15 protein-coding genes, 1 riboswitch and 1 other annotated feature are annotated in these 23,039 nt (G+C 30.8%); of the genes, 9 read left to right on the forward strand and 6 right to left on the reverse strand.

What is annotated here, in order from left to right; translation table 11 throughout:
- The first annotated feature begins 25 nt into the window (after positions 1 to 25).
- Positions 26 to 8,656 (forward strand): GH36-type glycosyl hydrolase domain-containing protein, encoded by an 8,631-nt coding sequence (locus tag LL038_RS21935; RefSeq protein ID WP_216120734.1) that lies wholly within the window; start codon positions 26 to 28, stop codon positions 8,654 to 8,656.
- Positions 8,657 to 8,781: 125 nt separating this feature from the next.
- Here LL038_RS21935 and LL038_RS21940 read toward each other — a convergent pair whose 3' ends face one another.
- On the reverse strand, positions 8,782 to 8,988 hold the full coding sequence (locus LL038_RS21940; RefSeq protein ID WP_216120736.1) for a hypothetical protein: 207 nt from the start codon (positions 8,986 to 8,988) through the stop codon (positions 8,782 to 8,784).
- Between the two features lie 265 nt (positions 8,989 to 9,253).
- Between LL038_RS21940 and LL038_RS21945 the strand changes: the two genes are divergently transcribed.
- Both LL038_RS21945 and trpS read left to right on the forward strand, forming a co-directional pair.
- On the forward strand, positions 9,254 to 9,628 hold the full coding sequence (locus LL038_RS21945; RefSeq protein ID WP_171295646.1) for a desulfoferrodoxin: 375 nt from the start codon (positions 9,254 to 9,256) through the stop codon (positions 9,626 to 9,628).
- A gap of 624 nt (positions 9,629 to 10,252) precedes the next feature.
- Entirely contained in the window at positions 10,253 to 11,251 is a 999-nt protein-coding gene (trpS, locus tag LL038_RS21950; RefSeq protein WP_216120738.1) for a tryptophan--tRNA ligase, read from the forward strand.
- 98 nt (positions 11,252 to 11,349) lie between these two features.
- Here the strand turns inward: trpS and LL038_RS21955 are convergent, their stop codons facing one another.
- From LL038_RS21955 to LL038_RS21965, 3 genes are all read right to left on the reverse strand, one after another.
- Positions 11,350 to 12,039, reverse strand: coding sequence for a radical SAM protein (locus tag LL038_RS21955; RefSeq protein WP_216120741.1), 690 nt, complete (start codon positions 12,037 to 12,039; stop codon positions 11,350 to 11,352).
- Positions 12,040 to 12,061: 22 nt separating this feature from the next.
- Positions 12,062 to 12,769 carry a B3/4 domain-containing protein gene (locus tag LL038_RS21960; RefSeq protein WP_216120743.1) on the reverse strand — a complete coding sequence of 236 codons (708 nt, stop codon included), beginning with the start codon at positions 12,767 to 12,769 and terminating at the stop codon, positions 12,062 to 12,064.
- A 98-nt stretch (positions 12,770 to 12,867) separates the two neighbouring features.
- The gene (locus LL038_RS21965) at positions 12,868 to 13,188 is read right to left on the reverse strand and encodes a DMT family transporter (RefSeq protein ID WP_216120744.1); all 321 of its coding nucleotides are present in this window, start codon (positions 13,186 to 13,188) and stop codon (positions 12,868 to 12,870) included.
- Between the two features lie 105 nt (positions 13,189 to 13,293).
- Positions 13,294 to 13,389: riboswitch (guanidine-I (ykkC/yxkD leader) on the reverse strand.
- A gap of 305 nt (positions 13,390 to 13,694) precedes the next feature.
- Here LL038_RS21965 and LL038_RS21970 point away from each other — a divergent pair.
- Positions 13,695 to 15,290: a peptide chain release factor 3 gene (locus tag LL038_RS21970; RefSeq protein WP_216120747.1), complete on the forward strand. Its 1,596-nt coding sequence runs from the start codon at positions 13,695 to 13,697 to the stop codon at positions 15,288 to 15,290.
- Positions 15,291 to 15,382: 92 nt separating this feature from the next.
- On the opposite strand, the gene LL038_RS21975 is transcribed toward LL038_RS21970, so the two are convergent.
- The gene (locus LL038_RS21975) at positions 15,383 to 15,538 is read right to left on the reverse strand and encodes a DUF5670 family protein (protein WP_162855532.1); all 156 of its coding nucleotides are present in this window, start codon (positions 15,536 to 15,538) and stop codon (positions 15,383 to 15,385) included.
- 180 nt (positions 15,539 to 15,718) lie between these two features.
- Here LL038_RS21975 and LL038_RS21980 point away from each other — a divergent pair, with 180 nt between their 5' ends.
- Positions 15,719 to 16,261, forward strand: a complete 543-nt coding sequence (locus LL038_RS21980; protein WP_216120749.1) for an ECF transporter S component — start codon at positions 15,719 to 15,721, stop codon at positions 16,259 to 16,261.
- 76 nt (positions 16,262 to 16,337) lie between these two features.
- Here the strand turns inward: LL038_RS21980 and LL038_RS21985 are convergent, their stop codons facing one another.
- The gene (locus LL038_RS21985) at positions 16,338 to 17,429 is read right to left on the reverse strand and encodes an endospore germination permease (protein WP_216120752.1); all 1,092 of its coding nucleotides are present in this window, start codon (positions 17,427 to 17,429) and stop codon (positions 16,338 to 16,340) included.
- A gap of 161 nt (positions 17,430 to 17,590) precedes the next feature.
- Here LL038_RS21985 and LL038_RS21990 point away from each other — a divergent pair, with 161 nt between their 5' ends.
- The 4 genes from LL038_RS21990 to tyrS all read left to right on the forward strand — a co-directional run bounded on the left by LL038_RS21990 (position 17,591) and on the right by tyrS (position 22,992).
- On the forward strand, positions 17,591 to 18,997 hold the full coding sequence (locus LL038_RS21990; RefSeq protein ID WP_216120754.1) for a spore germination protein: 1,407 nt from the start codon (positions 17,591 to 17,593) through the stop codon (positions 18,995 to 18,997).
- Positions 18,990 to 20,111, forward strand: coding sequence for a Ger(x)C family spore germination protein (locus tag LL038_RS21995; protein WP_216120756.1), 1,122 nt, complete (start codon positions 18,990 to 18,992; stop codon positions 20,109 to 20,111). Before LL038_RS21990 ends, LL038_RS21995 begins: the two co-directional genes overlap by 8 nt.
- 126 nt (positions 20,112 to 20,237) lie before the next feature.
- A complete protein-coding gene (locus LL038_RS22000; RefSeq protein ID WP_216120758.1) occupies positions 20,238 to 21,383 on the forward strand; it encodes a helix-turn-helix domain-containing protein in 1,146 nt (381 codons plus the stop codon).
- A gap of 109 nt (positions 21,384 to 21,492) precedes the next feature.
- Positions 21,493 to 21,711: a binding site (T-box leader), on the forward strand.
- A 60-nt stretch (positions 21,712 to 21,771) separates the two neighbouring features.
- Positions 21,772 to 22,992, forward strand: a complete 1,221-nt coding sequence (gene tyrS / locus LL038_RS22005; RefSeq protein ID WP_216120760.1) for a tyrosine--tRNA ligase — start codon at positions 21,772 to 21,774, stop codon at positions 22,990 to 22,992.
- The last annotated feature ends 47 nt before the right edge of the window (positions 22,993 to 23,039 follow it).

Genomic DNA, 23,039 nt, shown 5'->3' on the forward strand with positions numbered 1-23,039 from the left:
AAAAAGTATTAAAGGGGTGTTTATAATGCCATATGTTATATTAGGGGCAATAGTTGCAATAAGTATTTTAGCTTATATAGTTGTAAGAAAAAATTTAAATCATTATGAAGAAGAAAATTTATTGAAAGATGTACCAACCATAAATGTGAATAGAGAAGATTTGGAAAAACATGCTTTCGAAATATCACGACATTACTCTGATGTAAAAAATACTAATTGCAAAAAAAAGCTTATTAGTAATTTAGATGGAAGTTATGAGAAAATTTTAGAAGGCTACGAGAAGATAGACAAAGAAGGTAAAAATAAAAAAGAGGTGTTACCTGCTGCAGAATGGCTTTTGGATAATCTTTATTTAATAGAAAAAGAATACAAAAGCATAAAATATAATATGCCACAAACATATTATAAAGATTTACCAGTAATATATAAGGGAGTTATTAAGGGATACCCAAGAGTCTACCATATTGCCATTGAAATAGTATCTCACACTGATGGTAGAATGGATGAACATGTAATTGAAGACTTTATTGGCGCATATCAAAAGAATGCCGTACTGACGTCTGGTGAACTTTGGGCTATACCTATAATGCTCCGAATAGCCTTAATCCAAAATATTAGTAAGATAACTGAGAAAATTGTTAAAGCAGAGGAAGATAAAAAAGAGGCAGAATTAGTTGCAGAGAGGTTAATTAATGCTTTTAATGAAGATAAAATAAATCTAGAATTATCGCTTTTAAATAGTCAAAAAAATATATTCACTTTGCACTTTACAGAAAGATTACTCAAACTATTAAGGGACAATGGTATTGATTCTAAGGAGGTTTATGATTTTATAGATGAAAGACTTGGAGCGCAGGATACAAGTTCAGAAAAAATCATAGCATTAGAACATCAAATAGAGGCTAATTTTGAAATTTCTATGGCAAATTCTATTAATAGTATAAGAATTATTGAAGGTTTAAATTGGAAAAAATATTTTGAAAAGTTAAGTCCTGTAGAGGTTATTTTAAGAGAGGATCCTGCAGACATTTATAGAAAAATGGATTTTAAGTCAAGGGATAAATATAGACATGAAATAGAAAAATTATCTAAACATACAAAACTTGCAGAATCTTATATATCAAAAAAAGCAATCGAATGTTGTTATGATAGTGAAATGCCAGAAAATAATACTTATAAAAACCATGTAGGTTATTATCTAATAGATGATGGACTAGATGAATTAAAGAAAAAAATAGGATATAAAAGTACTGGTATGGAAAAATTGATAAACCGCAAAAAGAAAAATATAGATAATGTTTATATAAGGACTATTGGTATAGTTACTTTATTAATAGTGGGTTTAATTATTCTAAGTAGCTTATTAAATGATAATGATAAAGAGTTATGGAGATATATACTAGCTGTAATTGTTATATTAGTACCATGTAGTGAAATAACAATCTCAATTTTAAACTGGAGCATAAGTCTTTTATGTACGACCTCGTTTATTCCAAAAATGGATTTCGAAGAGGAGATACCAGAAAAATATAGTACAGTTGTAGTAATTCCTACTTTATTAAATAATACTTCTAGGGTAATTGAATTAATAAAGGACTTAGAAATATATTATTTAGCGAATTCACAAAGCAACATATTTTTTGCATTGCTTGGTGACTTTAAGGATAGTGATACTAAAGATGAAGTATCGGATAAAGAGATAGTTGATGTTGGACTTTTAGAAATAGAGAAATTGAATAAAAAATATTGTATCTCAGGCAAAAATATATTTTTCTTCTTAAATAGAAGGAGACAATATAATGAAAAAGAAAATAAGTGGATAGGATTTGAGAGAAAACGTGGAAAACTTATGGAGTTTAATGAGTTTTTAAGAGGTAAGCAGAATACTAGCTACAATGTAATGAGTAATAATGCAGAGGATCTCAGAATGGTTAAATATGTTATTACTTTAGATTCAGATACAAAACTTCCAAGGGACTCTGCGAAAAAACTAATAGGAGCTATGGCGCATCCACTTAATAATGCTGTTATAGAAAATAATAAAAAGAGAGTAAGCAGAGGATATGGTCTAATGCAACCAAGAATAGGGGTGTCTATTCTTAGCGCAAACAAAACTATATTTTCAAAGATTTTTTCTGGTGAAACAGGTATAGATATTTATACTACCGCGGTGTCTGATGTATATCAAGATTTATTTGGGGAAGGTATTTTTACTGGTAAGGGTATTTATAATGTAGATGTCTTTAACTATATGTTAAAGGATGAAATACCTGAAAATACTGTATTAAGTCATGATCTGCTCGAGGGTTCATATGTTAGGACAGCATTAGTTACTGATGTGGAATTTATAGATGGATACCCATCTTATTATAACGCTAGTTCTATGAGGTTACATAGGTGGACTAGAGGGGATTGGCAATTATTACGTTGGCTTAAAAGGTCTTCACCATTAAACAAAATATCTAAATGGAAGATATTCGATAACTTAAGAAGAAGTTTGATTACACCTTCCGTTACGATTTTGCTTATACTTGCTTTAGGTGGAATATTACCAGATAGTACGGATAAATGGGTTATTGCAGCTTTTGTAGCTATTTTAGCACCTATACTTTTTGACGTAAGCGAAGCTGTAGTTTCTCCTGCTTTAGGGGTAAGTTTATCTGGTAAAATTGAGAACAGCAAGATGGCTATCGAACAGGTATTTTTGATTTTTTGTTTTATACCTTATCAAGCATATATGATGACGGATGCTATAATTAGAACATTATATAGAGTGCTAATAAGTAAAAAAAACTTATTAGAGTGGCGGTCAGCAGCGGATGTTGAAGTAAAAGTTGGTAAGAAACTTAAAAATTTTATAGAAGATATGTGGGTTGGTAGTGCAATTTCAGTTTTAATTCTAGTTATATCATTTAATGCAAGTATGAGTGTTGGATTTCTTAGCATACCTTCTTGTGTGATTTGGTTTTTAAGTCCCGTAATTGCCTATGTTATAAGTCGTGATATGGAGTTTGACTCTTTTGAAATTACCAGTGAAGAAAAAAATTACTTAAGAAAACTAAGTAGAAAAACTTGGGCTTATTTTGAGGATTTTGTAAATGATGAAAATAATTGGCTTGGACCAGATAATTACCAAGAAGATCCACCTAATGGAGTAGCACATAGAACTTCACCAACCAATATGGGTATGGAATTAACTTCAAATTTAGTTGCATATGATTTGGGGTATATTGGGATTGTTAATGTAACAAGCAGAATAGATAAAATTATGATGTCAATGGAAGATCTGGATATGTACAAAGGCCACTTTTATAATTGGTATGATACTAAAACTAAGACCCCACTTTTTCCTAGATATGTGTCTACTGTTGATAGTGGTAATTTAGTTGGGTACCTTTGGGTAGTTGCACAGGCGTTAGATGAATATTTGGGGGAGCCAGTGTTTAATCATGCTCAAATTAAGGGATTAGAAGACACTATGAGACTTGCCTCTGAAGAGGCAGGAGTATCACAAAAAGTTAAGGAGTTATATCAGGGAGTATTAAATAGAATAGAGAGTGATACAATAGATTTTAATTGTTGGAAAACTATACTTAGAGATTTATCCAATAAGAGTTTAGAAGTGGGGAAAAATGAATATTGCATGGAATCATATTGGAATAAAAAACTAAAAGATGATGTAAGTAGGTATTTAGAGGAAATAAGTGAATTATTTCCTTGGTTTGATTATGCCTTTGACAAAGACTCTGATTTAGAACTTACTAAGTCTATGAGATGTTTGCTTGAGGAAGCAACAATAATTAGTATCCCTGAAAAAACAACAAATATATTAAATACGTTAGATGACAAATTGAAAAATGATAAATCGTCATCAAAATTAAAAGATTTGTTACAACAAACAAAAGAAAAAACTCAATTTGTTATTAGCAAAATAGAGGGCTTAAAGGAAAAACTAAATTCTATGGCGGAAGCTACCGATTTTAAGATGTTATATGATGAAGATAGGGAACTGTTTAGAATTGGATATGATGTGGAGAATGATAGTCTAGGTAAGAGTTATTATGATCTATTGGCTTCTGAGTCGAGGCAAGCCAGTTTCGTTGCTATTGCAAAGGGAGATATTCCTAAAAAACATTGGTTTAAACTTGGAAGATCTATGACCAATATGGGGAAAAGCAAGGGCTTAGTTTCCTGGAGCGGAACAATGTTTGAGTACATGATGCCACTACTTATAATGAAAAATTATTCAGGTACAATGTTAGATGAAACTTATAATGCTGTAGTCGGTGCACAAAAGCAATATTGTAGTGAAAGAGGGGTACCTTTTGGTATATCTGAATCTGCATTTTATAAATTTGATATAAATTCAAATTATCAATATAAAGCGTTTGGAGTAGCTGGAGTAGGATTAAAGTCAGGACTTGAAAACGAATTAGTTATTTCACCATATTCAACTGTCATGGCACTCCAAACCGACTTTAGAGGAGCTTATGATAATCTTAAAAGGCTTACGCGTGAAGGACTTGAGGGGAATTATGGGTTTTATGAAGCTGTAGATTATACTAAAAACAGAATGTTTAAAGATGATACTAAGGCTATAATCAAGTGTTTTATGATTCATCATGAAGGTATGAGTTTGATGGCTTTAGATAATGTATTATTAAATAACATTCTACAAAAAAGATTTCATGCACTACCAAAAGTGAAAGCTACAGAGTTATTACTTCAAGAGAAAATTTCTAAGAGGGTAGTATATGATAGGGAACGCAAATTTAAGGTATTAGGTACTCCGGTAGGAAAACAAAAGATCATAGTTAGAAAATATACTACAGCAAAAACAGAAACTCCGGAAACACATTTGATTTCAAATGGAAATTATTCGCTAATGATTTCTAATAGTGGATCAGGGTATGCTTTGCGTGATAAAACTATGATTTACAGATGGAAGGAAGATGTTACAAAAGACAATACGGGTATGTTTGTTTATATCAAAGATATGTCTAAAAATGAATTTTTCAGTGTGGCGTATGAGCCTTGTAAAAAGCCAAGTGATAGTTATGAAGTAACGTTCGCATTAGACAAGGCTGAGTTTGAAAGGCGTGATAAAAATGTTGTCACTCGTATGGAAATTACTGTGGCTACAGAAGATGATTCAGAGGTAAGAAGATTATCAATTATAAATAAAGATACTAAAAGTAAAATTTTCGAGATAACAAGTTATTTTGAGGTAACGCTAGCTCATTATGATGCGGATATAGTACATCCCGCATTCGGAAATTTGTTTGTGAAAACGGAGTATGTTGATAATCCTAGTTGTATCATCGCAACGAGAAGGCCGAGATCTAAGGGAGAGAAACAGCCTTGGGTTATGCAAACCGTCGCAACTCAGGGAAATACTATTGGAACTATTCAATATGAGACTAGCAGGGCTAATTTCATAGGTCGTGGTGAGAATATAATACATCCTATAGCAATGAGGGGAGATTTAGTATTATCTAATACTGTTGGAGCTGTACTTGACCCTATAGTAAGTATAAGAAGAAGAGTTAAAATTAAGCCTGGTGAAACATGCATTATAGCATTCACAACGTCAATAGCTAATACAAAAGAAGAAGTGATAAGTTTAGCTAAAAAATATAGTGAATTTCATAACATAAATAGGGTATTTGAACTAGCTTGGAGTCAAACTCAGGTAGATATGAAATACTTAGGTATAAAATCTACTCAGGCAAATTTATATCAAGTTATAGCTTCCAAAATTTTATTTTTAAATTCTACATTTAGACAAAGAGAAAAGTATATAAAAAATGTAAAAAAGGGACAATTCACTCTTTGGGGATATGGCATTTCAGGAGATTTACCTATAATTCTTCTAATAGTGCGTGAGAGTAAAGATAAAGATTTAGTTCGCCAACTTATAAATGCTCATGAATACTTAAGCCTTAAAGGATTAAGAGTTGATTTGGTGATAATAAACCTTCAAATGACCTCATATGATCAGCCGCTACAAGCTGATATTAAGGATTTAGTAGGTGGAAGTCACTTAAGAGATAAAGAAAACAAACCTGGTGGGTTATTTATACTTAATAAGGCTAATATTAAAGATGAAGATATAGATCTATTAATAGCTATAGCTAGGTTGGTTATAGATTCATGTAAGGGAATGTTAGTATCTCAAATTCAAAATAAGAACAAGAGAATACAGAAAATACCGTTACTTCAAACTTTAAAAAAAGAATTCATGTTTAAGGAGCACAAGTTTAATATAAAACCATTAGAGTATTTTAATGGACTAGGAGGTTTTGATGTAGAAGGTGAAAATTACACTATTTTACTTAAAGATTTCAATAATACCCCAGCACCATGGATAAATGTAATTTCAAATGGTGATTTTGGATTCCATGTGTCAGAATGTGGATCAGCTTATACATGGAACAGTAACAGTCGGGAAAATAAAATTACCACTTGGTCCAATGACTGGATAAGTGATGAATGCTCAGAAGCTATATATTTGAGAGATGATAACAACGGAAGTATATGGAGTATTACACCTAAACCTATAAGGGATGGTGGAGAATACTTAATAGAGCATGGTTTTGGATATTCAAACTTCAAACATGAGGCTTTTGGAATTATGGGTGAAGTAACTATGTTTGTGCCAATGGAGCATAATGTTAAGCTATGCAAAATAAAATTAAAGAATAATAGTGATATACCTAGAGATATAAGTATAACCTATTATGCGGAACTTGTAATGGGTGTAGTACCTCAACATACTGCTCAGCACATAGTAACTTATATTAATGAAGAACAAGAATATATGTATGCAACAAATTGTTATAATCAGCATTTTGGTAAATTAAAGTCTTATTTAAAGCTATTTGGAGGTTATGAGCAAAGCTTCACCGGTGATAGAAGTGAGTTTTTAGGAAGAGGAGGAAGTATTGAAAATCCGGAAGTTCTAAAGAGAATAAAACTCTCAAATAATGTGGGAGCGGGACTAGATCCATGCCTTGCAGTTACTTCAAAAATTCATTTAGAGCCTAATATGGAAATAGAATTAATAGCAATGCTTGGTGAGAACGAGAATTTAGATAATATTTCAAAGGTAGCAAAAGAATTTGAAGACTATAAAAAAGTTGATACTGCACTAGAAAATGTTAAAAAATATTGGAACAGAATACTTCATACGATTCAGGTTAAGACACCAGATAAGAGTATGGATTTAATGCTTAATGGATGGTTAATGTATCAAACTATAGTATGTAGATTATGGGCAAGAACTGCTTTTTATCAATCTGGTGGAGCATATGGATTTAGAGATCAACTCCAGGATGTTATGTCACTAAGCATGATTGAGCCTAGTATGACAAGAAAACAAATTCTGTATAGTGCTTCAAGGCAATTTGTTGAAGGGGATGTACAGCATTGGTGGCACCCAGTTGTAGATAGTGGAATAAGAACAAGATTTTCCGATGACTTATTATGGCTACCTTATGTCACTATGGATTATATAAAAAATACTGGTGATTTTGATATCCTAAATGAACAAGCGGAATATTTAATGGATACACCACTTGCAGAAGGCGAAGATGAAAGATATAACATTTCAGGAAAAGCAGATTTTACAGGTAGTATATATGAACATTGTATAAAGGCTATAGAAAAAGCCCTTAAATTTGGATCTCACAATATTCCTCTTATGGGAAGTGGAGATTGGAACGATGGAATGAGTACTGTGGGTAATAAGGGGAAAGGTGAAAGTGTATGGTTAGGCTGGTTCTTATATGATATATTAGCAGATTTCTCAAAGGCTTGCACATACGAAAATGATGATGGGAAACTTAAGAAATATAAGGATATGCAAGAGTATATAAGAATAAATCTAGAGGATAATGCATGGGACGGTAATTGGTATAGAAGAGCATATTTTGATGATGGAACGCCACTTGGTTCATCGCAAAATGAAGAATGTAAGATCGATTCCCTATCTCAATCTTGGGCAGTAATATCTGGTGCTGCAAATAAAGAAAGAGCAACAGAGGCTATGAAGTCATTAGAACGTTATTTAATAAAAGAAGATAATGGCATGATATTACTATTAACTCCACCTTTTAGTAAATCTTCTTTGGAGCCTGGTTATATTAAAGGTTATGTTCCTGGAGTTAGGGAAAATGGTGGGCAATATACGCACGCTGCGACTTGGGTAATTCTTGCTTTTGCTAAACTCTATAAAGGTGATACAGCGGCAAAGCTTTATAACATGATAAATCCTATAAATCATACAAAAACTCTGCCTGAATGTGAGAGATTTAAAACAGAGCCATATGTAATGACTGCTGATGTATACGGAAAAGAACCTCATGTGGGAAGAGGAGGCTGGAGTTGGTATACTGGAACTTCAGGATGGATGTATAGAACAGGAATAGAAGCTATTCTCGGCCTTAAATTAAAGGAGGGAAAAGGATTTACTATTAAGCCTTGCGTCCCAGAGGAATGGCCAAATTATGAGATTATTTATAAAAAGGATAATTATGAATATATAATTGAGGTTAAACGTATTGGAGATAAAGGAATATGGCTTGATGGTAAGTTATGTATTGATGGGTTAGTACCATTTATTAATGGGGTTCATAAAGTTGAGGTTATAATTTAAAAAAACAGATGACTTCTAAAACGAAGTCATCTGTTTTTAACACTTTATAGCTTTAAAAGGTTAAATGTCTTTATAAAGAGACTAGTCTTTTTTACAAAAGAAATTAGTCTTCTTCCTAGAAGAAGTTAGTCTTCTTCATCAACAAACTCTACTCCACCATAGTAAGTATAGTCAAATTCCACATTAGATATATTCATAGCAACTATGGGGTCAGTTACTGGATCTGGGAGCATAGTAGAATCAGTTTCGGAATAAGATCTTATATCAGATGGTTCCTGATCATAGAAATCTCTTTCATATGGTGTATATGTTTTTACTTGATCTTTTGACATATTAGTGCCTCCTTTTATATTGATGTTATATAGTGTTCCACATAAAAGAAAAATAATGAAGGTAATATTAGGGATACAATATATATAATCATTGTATATAATAAATTGGGTTAGCATAAAATACAAATATAAATAAAATTCTCTATAAAAAGAGGGGATTTTAAAAGAATGTAGAATATATATAATAACTATCAATAAATAATTGTTATGAATAAATAAGCATAATTATCATTTATTGATTTCTAAATTTAAAGGAGGAATAATAATGACTGAATTAAGACAAATTTACAAATGTGAAATATGTGGTAATATAGTTGAGGTAGTTCATAATTCTGGAGGTACTTTGGTTTGTTGTGGAAAAGATATGACACTTCAAGTAGAAAACACTACGGATGCAGCAGTTGAAAAACATGTTCCTGTATCAGAAAAAATAGAGGGTGGAATTAAAGTTAAGGTTGGAGCAGTACAACATCCATCACTTGAAGAACATCATATTGAATTTATTGAAGTACACACAGAAAATAAAGTATATAGAAAATTTTTAAAACCAGGTGAAAAACCAGAGGCTGAATTTAAATTAGAAGAAGAAGTGTTATTCGTACGAGAATATTGCAATTTACATGGTCTTTGGAAAGCATAAAATCGACTTCTATTGACAGTTCAATGAAATAAGTATAATATTATTTAAAGAGATTTTAAATATATTATAATGTTATAGTCTTTGATGAGAAGCAAGTAAATTTAAAAACAAATTTTTAGAGAGTCGTAGAGGGTGTGATTACGATAATTATGTTTAAATTGAATGGGTCTCTAAGACTCAGGATGAAGTATAGTAGTCCTTGACGTAAGCCTTACGTTATAGAGGTAGGATATCGTAGTGTATCTGTTTGAGCAGAAGCCTTAACATAGTTTCTAAGTATTAGGTGGTACCGTGTATATTCGCCCTATGGATTTATCCATAGGGCTTTTTTTATTTAACACACTTAAAATAATGAAAAAATTAGATGTTGAGTAGAAAGCATATGAGCAAGTTTTAGTAATTCATAATTAATTATATTTATAGATGCGTAAAGAAAAACACATGTTTGAGCACATAACAATTGAGAATTGTTGTGCGCCCATGAGGAATACTAAGGGGATAGCGAGTTTGTGTTTTTTAGCAGATGTAAAAATAATTAATTTTAGAATTACTTAACGATGTGAATTGCATTCGAATCAATATATTATTTTCGTTCATTATTTACATTTTTAGGAGATGATCATATTGGAAGATAATAAGAAAGTAATATTTAGTGGAATTCAACCTTCGGGTGACTTAACTCTGGGAAATTATTTAGGAGCAATAAAAAATTGGGTTAAATTACAAGATGAATATGAATGCTATTTTTGTGTGGTGGACTTACATGCAATAACAGTAAAGCAAGAACCAAAAGATTTGAGAAGAAGAACTCTAGAATTATTAGCTATTTACTTAGCTGCAGGTATTGACCCTGAGAAAAACACCATGTTTATTCAATCACATGTTCCTGCTCATAGTGAAGCAGCTTGGCTTTTAACTTGTTCTACTTATATGGGAGAATTAAGCAGGATGACTCAATATAAAGTTAAATCTCAAAATAGTGCAGGAAGTATAGGAGCAGGGTTACTTATCTATCCTGTGCTAATGGCCGCAGATATTTTATTATATCAAACCAATTTAGTACCTGTAGGAAAAGATCAACTTCAACATCTTGAAATTGCTAGGGATATAGCTGAGAGGTTCAATAAAACATATAGCGATACATTTGTAATACCTGAACCATATATAGGCAAAGCAGGAGCTAAGGTAATGGACTTACAAGAACCAGCTAAGAAGATGTCTAAATCAGGAGAAAATGTTAATGGATTTATTTTAATAATGGACCCACCAGAAGTTATAAGAAAAAAAGTAAATAGAGCAGTTACAGATAGTCTAGGGGTGGTTAAGTTTAATGATGAGCAACTAGGTGTTAGAAACTTAATGACAATATTAATGACTATAACTGGGATGTCTATTGAAGAGATAGAAGCTAAATATGAAGGGCAAGGTTATGCTCAGTTTAAAAAAGATGTAGCAGAAGCAGTAGTTTCAGAGCTTGAACCTATACAGATTAAAATTAAGGAATACATAGGTAAAAAAGCATATCTAGAAGAGATTTATAAAAAAGGAGCAGAAAAGGCTAACTATGTTGCAAATAAGACATTAAGAAAAATGCAAAAGAAAATAGGTTTTATTCCTAGATAATAGTAAAAGTAACCTAATATTAAGGAAAGAGGCATATAAAAACCGACTTATCTATTTAAGAAGAGTCGGTTATTTTTATTTTATATTATAATGTCATGCTACTTATCAAGTAATGCCTTTGAAATCACATGAAATTTTTCATCACTTATTCCGAGTTTCTCTTTAAATCTGTCATCATTCATTCTTTCAATAATTATCTTGTCTGGTGATAATTCATCAATAATATTTTTTAACCTGGAAATGGCTTCTTCGCTGTCATTATATCCCTTGAGAATTGTTATCTCTAATATAAACTTACCTTTGTATTGTTTATTGAAAGAAATCATACTTGAGATATACTCATGGAAGGTATAACCATCAATAGGGCGTTGAACCTTTTGAAAATCCTTCTCCGTAATAGTTTTTATTTCTCCAATTACTTCATCACATTTATTGGCTATTTTCATGTACTCAACCCTACCCAATATATACCCGTTTGAAAGTAATCTTACTGCCAATCCCTTACTTTTCACTAAATTAATGACACTTTCAATTTTATCATTAACCAGAGCTTCTCCTTTAGAGTTTATAAATACCAAATCCACTTCATTACTCACTAATTTATGTTCCAGTTCATTTAATGATTCAGAAATATCCGAAAATGTTTGTTGTGTGTCTATTTTGTTGTGTGACTTTCCAATAGGGCAAAATATGCAATCAAAGTTGCAATACTTTTCGGGCAATATGTTCATCTCAAGAACCCGCTTACCATCCTCAATATAAATATCCTTATAACTAAAATTACTCATTTATAAACCCTCCTAAATTAATTTAATCAATTTGAACATTCTTATTGTTTGCATCTAAAATTGAAATTTGAGTTTCTCCTCCTAAATTATTTTTTACTAATGTTTCTAATTCCTTTAAAGCATCATCAAATTCCACTTGTCTTTTTTCATCAGTCAATTCAATACATAAAAAAGCATTATTTGTATTTTCAGTGAGCATGGTTCTTAATGATTCTCGCCAATTCCAGCATCTACAAATCGCTCCAGCATTGTCTTTATATACAACTTCTCCTTCATAAGGGGGTGAATTTTTATCTGTTCCAAGTGGAACAAAGTCTTCATCTCCAATTGCTTTTGTTAATCTTATATCTCCGTTAAATTTGTCTATATCCTCACCACCGCAGGGTAAAGCGTATCTTAATGAAATTGAATTGTATATGTCAACCAATGGATTAATATTTCCAATATGATCTCCTTTATCAATTCGCTTTAATAATGCTTCTATAGATGACCTAGCACCCTTTTTAGTTTTAAATTTTTGAAATGATGCTCTCCATATTTTTATTACTTCGTTATTGCTAAATTCTTCATTTTGCAAATACTTTAAAGCTTCTTTTTCAGCCTTTAAAATCATATCAATGTATCCTTCGTTATTTCCTATGGTGTTATCTATTCCATGACAAATAACAACCCCGATCTTTGCGTTAGGGAATAAACCCCAAAAATCATCTTCAATTACAAAATTTTTCACTAAAATTCCTCCTTATTAATAAGTATTATTCTGGGTTTTATCTACAATCCTTTACTGGTATAACTAGCACTTGATTAGTATAAAGCTTACACAAATTGCTACTTTATCGTTATCAGTTTTAAGCCAATGATTCCACTTACAATTAATACAACACAAATAACACGCATAATATTAATTGGCTCTTTAAACAAAATAACGCCTAGGACCACTGTACCAACAGTTCCTATACCAGTCCAAACTGCATATGCAGTTCCAAGTGGCAGACTTTTTAGTGATAACGATAAAAAATAAAAACTTGTAATCATTCCTATAATGGTTAATAAACTGGGTAATATTTTCGTGAATCCTAGCGAATATTTTAACTCGATTGCCCATGCTACTTCAAAAATTCCAGCTACCACTAAATAAAACCATTCCATAATTACTCCCTCCTGAAACAATATTTGGGGTCAATTATAATAATATTATGTGGCATCATTTTAAAGTGAGTAAAATAAAAAAGCCTTAAGAAATATTATTATAATATCTCCCAGGCTTTTATCCTTCCGTGAACACAGATAACTGTGCGTTTTCTCTTGGACCAGCCAGTCATAAACTGCGGAACCCTAGAAAACTAAATAAATATTAAGTTTTATATAAGTTTTAACTTATATACTAATATAAACATAATAAATTAGGTAAGTCAATTTATTTTTTCACGTCGGATAATATTCGTAATATTTAAATAAATTCCACCAAAAATAATTTTATCCTTCTACCATTTATAAGTACAACCTTAGTTGACATATATGTGTATAAAAGCTAAAATTGATAGGTAGAGATTTGATAGGTGAAATTTTAGAATCACTAGGAGTTAAGCAAGTGATTGTAGGAATATATATATGTATTTACATAATTTAAAACATAAAAAAAGGAGAGCGATACCTTGGAGGATTACATAAAACAGATTAAAAAGAGAAGAACGTTTGCTATAATATCTCATCCAGATGCAGGTAAAACTACACTAACGGAAAAGTTATTATTATATGGTGGCGCTATAAGGCTTGCAGGTTCAGTTAAGGCTAGAAAAGCTTCTAAACATGCAGTTTCTGATTGGATGGAAATAGAAAAACAAAGAGGTATTTCTGTTACGTCTTCAGTTATGCAATTTAATTACAAAGATTTTTGTATAAACATACTTGATACCCCAGGGCATCAAGATTTTAGTGAAGATACTTATAGAACGCTTATGGCAGCAGATAGTGCAGTAATGATTATAGATGGCGCAAAAGGAGTAGAGGCACAAACAAGAAAATTATTCCATGTATGTAGCATAAGAGAGATACCCATCTTTACCTTTATTAATAAGATGGATAGAGAAACTCGAGATATATTTGAGCTTATGGAAGAAATAGAAAATGAATTTGGTATTAGATCTTATCCAATGAATTGGCCGATAGGTTGCGGGGTAGATTTTAAAGGCGTTTATGATAGGCGTACAAAGGAAATTATTGTTTTTGATGATGGAAAGCATGGTCAAATAGAAGCTAAAGAAACAAAAATTAGTGCTTCCGATGAAAAGGCAATCGAGCTTATTGGCGACGATTTATATAAGAAGCTTATGGAAGATATGGAACTTCTAGATGTAGCTGGTGATGATTTCGATTTAGAGAAAGTAGCTAATGGGGAGCTTACCCCAGTATTTTTTGGTAGTGCCTCAACTAATTTTGGTGTTGAACCATTTTTAGAAAGCTTTTTAGAATTAACATCACCTCCATTACCAAGAAATTCGAGCATAGGAAAAATTGATGTTTATAGTAAAGACTTTTCTGCGTTTGTTTTTAAAATTCAAGCTAATATGAATAAGGCTCATAGGGATAGAATTGCTTTTATGAGGATTTGTTCTGGAGAATTTGAAAAAGGCATGGATGTTTATCATATGCAGGGTGGTAATAAAATAAAACTTGCACAACCTCAACAATTTTTAGCGCAAGAGAGAGAAATAGTAGATACAGCTTATGCAGGAGATATTATTGGAGTTTTTGATCCAGGTATATTCAGTATAGGAGACACTATATGTTCGTCCTCAAATAAATTTGAGTTTGAAGGAATACCAACTTTTGCTCCAGAACATTTTGCAAGGGTGAGAACTGTTGATACTATGAAGAGAAAGCAATTTATAAAGGGAGTAACACAAATAGCTCAAGAGGGAGCAATCCAAGTATTTAAGGAACTACATATAGGGATTGAACAAATTGTAGTTGGAGTTGTAGGAGTGCTTCAGTTTGAGGTATTAGAATTTAGACTTAAAAATGAATATAATGTAGATATTAAAATTGATAGGTTAGCATTTACAAATATAAGATGGATTGAAAAGAGTACAATAGATAAAGAAAAACTTAACTTAACTAGTGATGCTAGATTAGTTAAAGATTTTAAGGATAGGGATCTATTATTATTCCAAAATGATTGGGGTATTAGTTGGGCATTAGAGCATAATAAAGGTTTAATCTTATCGGATGTTAGTAAAAATAATGATTAGGGTCATGTCAGGGTATTTTAGGTAACCTAATTAAAAATAAATAAAATGAAAAGTCTCTTGAAAATATTTCAAGAGACTTTTTGTATTCAATTTTATAAATTTTTTCTTTTACTAAATAGAATGTCAATTATAAATACAATTGCAGCAACTATTAGTAATATATTAATTAAACTTCCACCTTTACTAAAAAGTACTCCCATTAACCAAAATAAAACCACAAATCCACCGAGCCATCGTAAGAAAGTCATATGAATACCTCCATTTATCAAAATAACTAAATATTATATAGTATTTAGTATTTCGGCAATGTATATACAATATATATAAAAAATTAAACTTATGAAGCGTATGGATACATTTGAAAACTAATTAATATTGTATATAATGTTATTAGAGAGAATTTAAAATTAAATTTTAGGGGGAGAATGATGGAAAGTAGTAACACATCTATTAAAACTATTGATATAGTACAAATCGGAATCATGGCAGCTATTATATATATTGCTACATATTTAATAAAAATACCAGTGGGGAATAAGGCTGTATTTCATATAGGTGATAGCATGGTATATTTATCTGCCATATTACTAGGAAAGAAAAAAGGTTTTATATCCGCTGCACTAGGTATGACCTTATTTGATTTATCAACACCCTGGTTTTATTGGGCGCCTTTTACATTGATTATAAAAGGAGGAATGGCATACTTAACAGCGATAATTGCATATAGGAAGGGATATAAAGCAGATAATCTGTGGAATAATCTATTTGCATTTATAGTAGCAGGTGTATGGATGGTTTTAGGATATTTCCTTTCAGGCCTTATAGTATATAAGCTAACAACTAATAATGCACTACTTGCATTTGTGGATATACCTCCCAATATCGGCCAAGTTATAGTTGGTATTGCCCTTGCATTGCCATTATCATTAACGCTTGTTAAATATAATAAAAAGCATGGATTTATAAATTAGTAAAAAGGCTCAGAACATAATAAATTCTGAGCCTCTTTTACGTATATTTAAAAAAGTAACTAAACATTATAAAGGCTTATTTTAGATTAAATGTCTTACTATTTATTTTTGTTTTAAAGTAGAATATACTGAAAATTATTGTTGGTATTAATATGAAGCTTAGCACAGAAAAATATACGTAAAGGTTTAAAAATTTATATAGTAATAGTACCTTAGCAGAAATGAAATAGGAAATTATGAATACAAATAAAGTAATAATGTATATCATGTATTTATTAAAAAAAGAAAGATTTTTTAATAAAATGAGTATAGCGTTTAGCGCTAATACATATTTTATAAACCACCCACCTACCATTTGAAGCATTACAAAAAATTCTCCAACCTCTAAGAAATCAAAATAACTAACTAACTGAGTTTGTATGAGCTTTGGATAAACAATGTTCACGACTCTACTTACCTCAAATGTACTTAAAAGACCAATACTTGCAAAAATCTCCATTTGTATTACAATCAATAACGCAATGACACAATGTTTTATTATTTTTGACTTATTAATTACTCTGGACAAAAATGGTATAGAAATGGCTATACTTCCATAACATCCAAGTGCTTTTATAACTGATAAAATAAAAGAAGTTGTTATGCCATTGCCCATTACAGGCAGTAAGTATTTAAGCTTTTTATATTTAGCTGTAAGGATTGCTAGGTTTATTCCTGCCATCATTATGAGAGATATAGCGATAATAGTAACTATGATTATTGCTCTAGTACCCTTCTTTGTTATATAAATGGCTGGTATTACTATAAACAGCAGAAAGAACCAAGCAGGAGTATCTGAAAGCATATTTACATGCAAGGCATTTGCTTCTACAGAAGAGCTTTCTATTAAGCTTACAATTAAAGTGATGATAAATAAAATCAAAAAAATGTTTCCCATAGTTTTACCTAGTGCCTTGTGGTATATTTCGTCCATATTATAACATTTTGTTTTTTTACAAACGGATATTAAGAAAATGAAATAAATAAATAGAATAATAGAGGCAATAATAACTGAAATCCAAGAATCTCTACCTCCATTTACAATGAATATATTAGGATAAGTTTTCATTGCTACAATTGAGGTTCCCCAAATTATGAATATTAAATGTTTTGTATTTAGCTTATCCATGTTGTTATCGCACCTCCTATTTGTTTTGAGTCTATAATTATTAGTAATAAAACTTTACATATATTAGTATTATTTACCGATTTATTAAATGTTAAACTCCAAAATAAAAAATTACAGAATAATTAACTTAAACATGACAGATAATAAATTAGGTGATTAAAATGAGAAAAACAGATATAAATTACATTAGAGAAAAATTAAAAAATAGTTATGATGTTAAATATAGAGAGATACAGTGTGATGTAGGAACAATAAGTGGCATATTTATTGATGATTTATGTGATTCCAAATTTATTAGTGAATATATATTTAATCCTCTAATAAGACATAAGATATCAACTGTAGATTTAGAGTATATAAAAAAAGAGGTATTACCAGCTAATAGCATTGGGGATATTAATAGTAATGAGGAGGCTATAGTACATATTTTATCTGGAGACTTGGTGCTCATATTTTCATTTGCAGATAAATCAATATTTTGTGAAGCGAAGGGTTATGTAAGGCGAAGTGTTGGAATCCCAGTTACAGAAAATGTAATCAAAGGACCGAGAGAAGGGTTTACGGAGGCTTTTATAGATAATGTATCACTTATTAGGCGAAAAATAAAAAATCCTGATTTGAAATTTGAACCTTTGTTTTTAGGAAATAAATCAAATACAGTAGTTGTAATAGCTTATATAGAAGGTGTTGCACCTAGGAAACTTGTGGATTACATAAGGAAAAAGGTAACAAATATAAAATTAGAATTTATATTAGACACAAATTATATTGAAGAAGAATTAAAAAGTAAGAATACGATGTTTGATACAATAGGTACTACCGAAAAGCCAGATGTCGCGGCATCAAAGCTTTTAGAAGGGAAAATAGCAATAATAGTAGATGGGACACCTTTTGTAATTACTGCACCATATTTTTTTATAGATAATTTCCATACACCGGATGATTATTATTCAAATATGTATTTTGCTAATGCATCAAGACTTATGAGGCTGGTTGCATTCTTCTCGGCTAGCATGCTATCAGGCTTATATTTGTCTATTGCGACGTACCATTTTTCAATTATTCCATCCGTACTTGCTATAAAGTTTACAATGTCTAGAGCAGATGTACCTCTCCCTACGGTAATAGAGTTATTATTAATGACTTTCTTTTTTCAATTACTTAGGGAAGCAGGAATAAGATTACCACAATCTATAGGCCAGGCAATGAGCATTGTTGGAGCTTTAATTTTGGGAGATGCAGTTGTTGGAGTAGGGTTAGCTTCCCAAAGTACTGTAGTAATCGTGGCACTTTCGTCCATTTCTTCTTTTTTAGTGCCTAAGCTTTATGGGGCTTTATCCATATGGAATATAATAATAATAATTTTTTCCTCACTTCTGGGGCTACCAGGATTTTATATTGGTTTCTTTATTTTTATAGCACATATGGCGGGACTAGAAAGCTGTGGATATCCATTTTTATTTCCTATGGGTACACTAGAGGGTTTTAAATTTAAGGATGTATTATATAGAAGAGATCTTAACAAGATATCTAATAGTATTTTTGATAAGGATGATTATAATGAGTAAGTATAAAAAAACACTAGTTATAATATGCTTAATAATAAGTTGTATTAACATGTCAGCATGTTTTAGTTATAGAGACATTAATAGACTGTTATTTGTTACTTGTATAATAATAGATGTGGATAGTAATGGTAATCCTATAATATATGCAGAAGCATATAAAGGGGTAAGAGGGGGAACACCGCAAGGGGTGGATGAGAGAATCTTATTTAAGGGAAAAGGGAAAACAATGTTTGAAGCTATAAGAAATATGAATTCTACTTCCAGTTATAAATTAAATTATACGCAAAATAAGGCCATAATATTTACCCAAAATGCCGCAGAAGGTGGTCTTGGAAATTATATAGATTTTTTAGATCGAGATCAAGAACTTCTTATTAGGCCATATATTGCAATATATCTAGGAGATCCGGAGAAACTCATAAAGATGAACATTCCTCAAGAAAAATATATTGGGTTTTTTATAATGCATCTTGTAGAAAATGTTGGTTCATCTTCAAGATCTTTAAAACTAAGTCTTAATGATTTTTATAATCAAAGGAACATGGGCGATAAAACAAATGTAGTAACAATAATAGATATTCCAAAAGATAATTTAGAGCCAAGACTCGAAATAAATGGTGGAGCGGTGATTAAAAACGATAAAATGGTTGGTATAATAGAAACAAATGAAGGCCAGGGGTTCAACTTTTTAATGAACGCAGTCTCAAGTGGTTCTTTAGAAATAACTAACCCCTGTGATATTAACAAATTTATAGCATTAGAAATTTTAAAAAGTAAAACTAAGACAGAGATAAATTATGATGGTAAGGTTATTCACCTGAAAAAGCGGATTAAAGTTAATGTAGATTTTGCAGAAGCCCAAAAAAAGATTATTTTTACAAAAAAAAATGTAATTAAAATTGAAGAGCAATCAGAAAAAAATATTGTAGAATCTTGTAATAATCTATTTGCAAAGTACAAGACGATGGGGATTGATATCTTTGATATAACAGAACAATTTTACAATAAATACCCAAAAATTAAAATTCCAAATGATATTATTAAAAAAACTGAGTTGAAAGTTGAAGTAGAAGTGCAAATAATGAATACAGGTGATGAAAAGAATTTTCAATAATTTGTTTTGCCTTATTAAGGCGATGGTATTCCATCGTCTTTTGTTGTAAAATATAAATATAATAATTTGGAATATTCTATAATTATAAACATAGTATATTATTACAGCGTATTTGGGGTGAAATATATGGATTTAAAAAAAGTTAACATGTTGTTAAAAAGGGATGAGGGCACAAAACTAGATTATAAGCAAAAAATTGATATATTCATCGAAAGTGGTAAAAAAGAATTAGCTAAAGATGTATCTGCTATAGCAAATTCTCGTGGAGGACGCGGATATATAATAATTGGAGTAGAGGATAAAACAAAAAGAATTATAGGTATCGATGCCAATGAATTTAAAGAAGAACAAATTCAGCAAATAATTAGTTCGAGATGTGAACCACCTATTCCAGTATCCATAGATTTTATAGTATATCAAAGCAAAAATGTGGCAATTATAACTATATATGATGGTGGTCAGAAGCCCTATCAATTAAGGGAAAATGGTGCATTTTACATAAGACGGGGGTCCACAACAGATACAATGAGGAAAGAGGAATTAATTTCCTGTTTGCAAGAAAATTTTAATCTTAATATTGAGACTATACCTATTATGAATAGTGACGTTAATAGTTTGAATTTTGATATTGTCAATAAGTATTTTGAAAATAAACGTATCTTAGTAAATAACAATAATAGGTTAGAATTTATGGATAATGCAGGGATAACTTTTATAGAAAGAGATTATAATAAAAGGGTAGTTACTCTGGGTGGATTATTGGTATTTTCATCAATAAATAGTATTTATTTGCCTCATAATATGATAAAGATAGTAAATAAGATAAATGATAAATTTGATGAGGTTATACTTGTGCAAGGAAATTTATTAGATATGTTAGATAGAGTAGAAGAAAATTTTAAAAAGATATTTCCATCAAATTATCCTATAAGTGCAGTTCACGAAGCCGTAAAGAATGCAATACTTTATAGGGATTATACTATATTCTATAAGGAAATTGAAATAGTAGTAAATTACAGCAGTGTAAGTGTAATTAGTCCCGGTAATTTATTATTTTCAACTGAAGTTAATACTCGGAATTATTTAAAAAGAAACATGTGGATATATGATAAGCTAATAGCTTTAGATGATAAAAAAAGATTTATAAAATCAGGGAAAGGATTTGCACGAATGAAAAAGGATTTTATTAAGTATGGTAAAGTAATATTTGTGGATTCAAAAGATGATAATACATTTAAGTCTATTTTCCCAGGAGTTAAGCATTTTATTTGAGCCTATCTTTAATAATGTCTATATATTAAATTTATATTTAATATATATGGCAAAATAGTTGAAAATAAACGTAATAAATGGTTAAATAGATGTAAGTTAAAAAAATATATATAAAGCTATGAAAGAAAAAAGTAACTATAGGAATTATTAAGAGAGCTAGTGGTAGGTGTAAACTAGTTAATGAATATGGTGAATTACATTCTGGAGCTTTAAGCTGAAATAAAGTTATTTTTAAATTAAGCTGAGACGGGTTGACCTTACGTTATAAGGAAAAAGCGGATTGTTAAATCAATTTGGGTGGTACCACGGAAATTATTTCGTCCCTTTCATAGGGGGCGTTTTTTTTATCCCCAAAAATAAGTAAAATTAAAATAAGGAGGAGTAAATCATGGAAAATGTATATGATACACTTTTAGAACGAGGATATTTAAAGCAACTTACTCACGAGGATGAAATCAAGAAAATATTAGGGAAAGAAAAGGTAACTTTTTATATAGGTTTTGATCCAACGGCAGATAGTCTACATGTTGGTCATTTTATTGCTATGATGTTTATGGCACATATGCAAAGGGCAGGGCATAGACCTATAGCATTAGTTGGTGGAGGAACTGCGATGATAGGTGATCCATCTGGTAAAACAGATATGAGGAAAATGTTATCAAAGGAAGAAATCGATCATAATATAAGTTGCATAAAAACTCAGCTTTCAAGACTTATAGATTTTAAGGATGATAAAGCAATACTAGAAAATAACGCAAACTGGTTATTAAACTTAAATTATGTGGATTTTATAAGGGATATAGGAGTGCATTTTACAGTAAATAGGATGTTAGCTGCTGAGTGTTATAAACAGAGATTAGAAAAGGGTTTATCTTTCCTTGAATTTAATTATATGCTTATGCAAGGATATGATTTTTTAATGTTAAATCAGAAATACGGATGCACTATGCAATTAGGTGGAGACGATCAATGGTCAAACATTATTGCTGGTATGGAACTGATAAGAAAAAAAGAAAGTAAAGCTTCTTATGGAATGACTTGTGCATTATTAACAAATAGTGAAGGCAAGAAAATGGGGAAAACGGAAAATGGAGCTTTATGGCTTGATGCAGATAAAACATCTCCACATGATTTTTACCAATACTGGAGAAATATAGAAGACTCAGTTGTAGAGAAATGTTTATCCTTACTTACTTTTGTACCAATGGACGAAATCAGGAGGCTCTGCGCTTTAAAGGGTGAAGAAATTAATGAGGCTAAAAAAGTTTTAGCTTTTGAGGTCACAAAACTTATTCATGGAGAAGAAGAAGCTATGAAGGCTCAAAGCGCAGCACAAGCATTGTTTGGTGCTGGAGTTGATATGAGTAGCGTACCAACTGTATCTATCCCAGAAAGCATGTTAGGTATAGGATTAATGGATATATTAGTCTACACTAAAGTATTACCTTCAAAAGCAGAAGCTAGAAGGCTAATAGAACAAGGTGGATTAACTATCAATGATAAGAGGATCGAAGATAAAAATGCAACTCTAGTAGATACTGATTTCAAAGATGGTAAAGTACTTATTAAAAAAGGAAAGAAAAAATATTACTCATTGATCATTGAATAAAACACTCTAAAAGACAAAGTTAAAATTTATATTTTAGCTTTGTCTTT

Origin of the sequence: Clostridium estertheticum, assembly GCF_026650985.1 — a bacterium.
GTDB classification, from domain to species: domain Bacteria; phylum Bacillota; class Clostridia; order Clostridiales; family Clostridiaceae; genus Clostridium_AD; species Clostridium_AD estertheticum_C.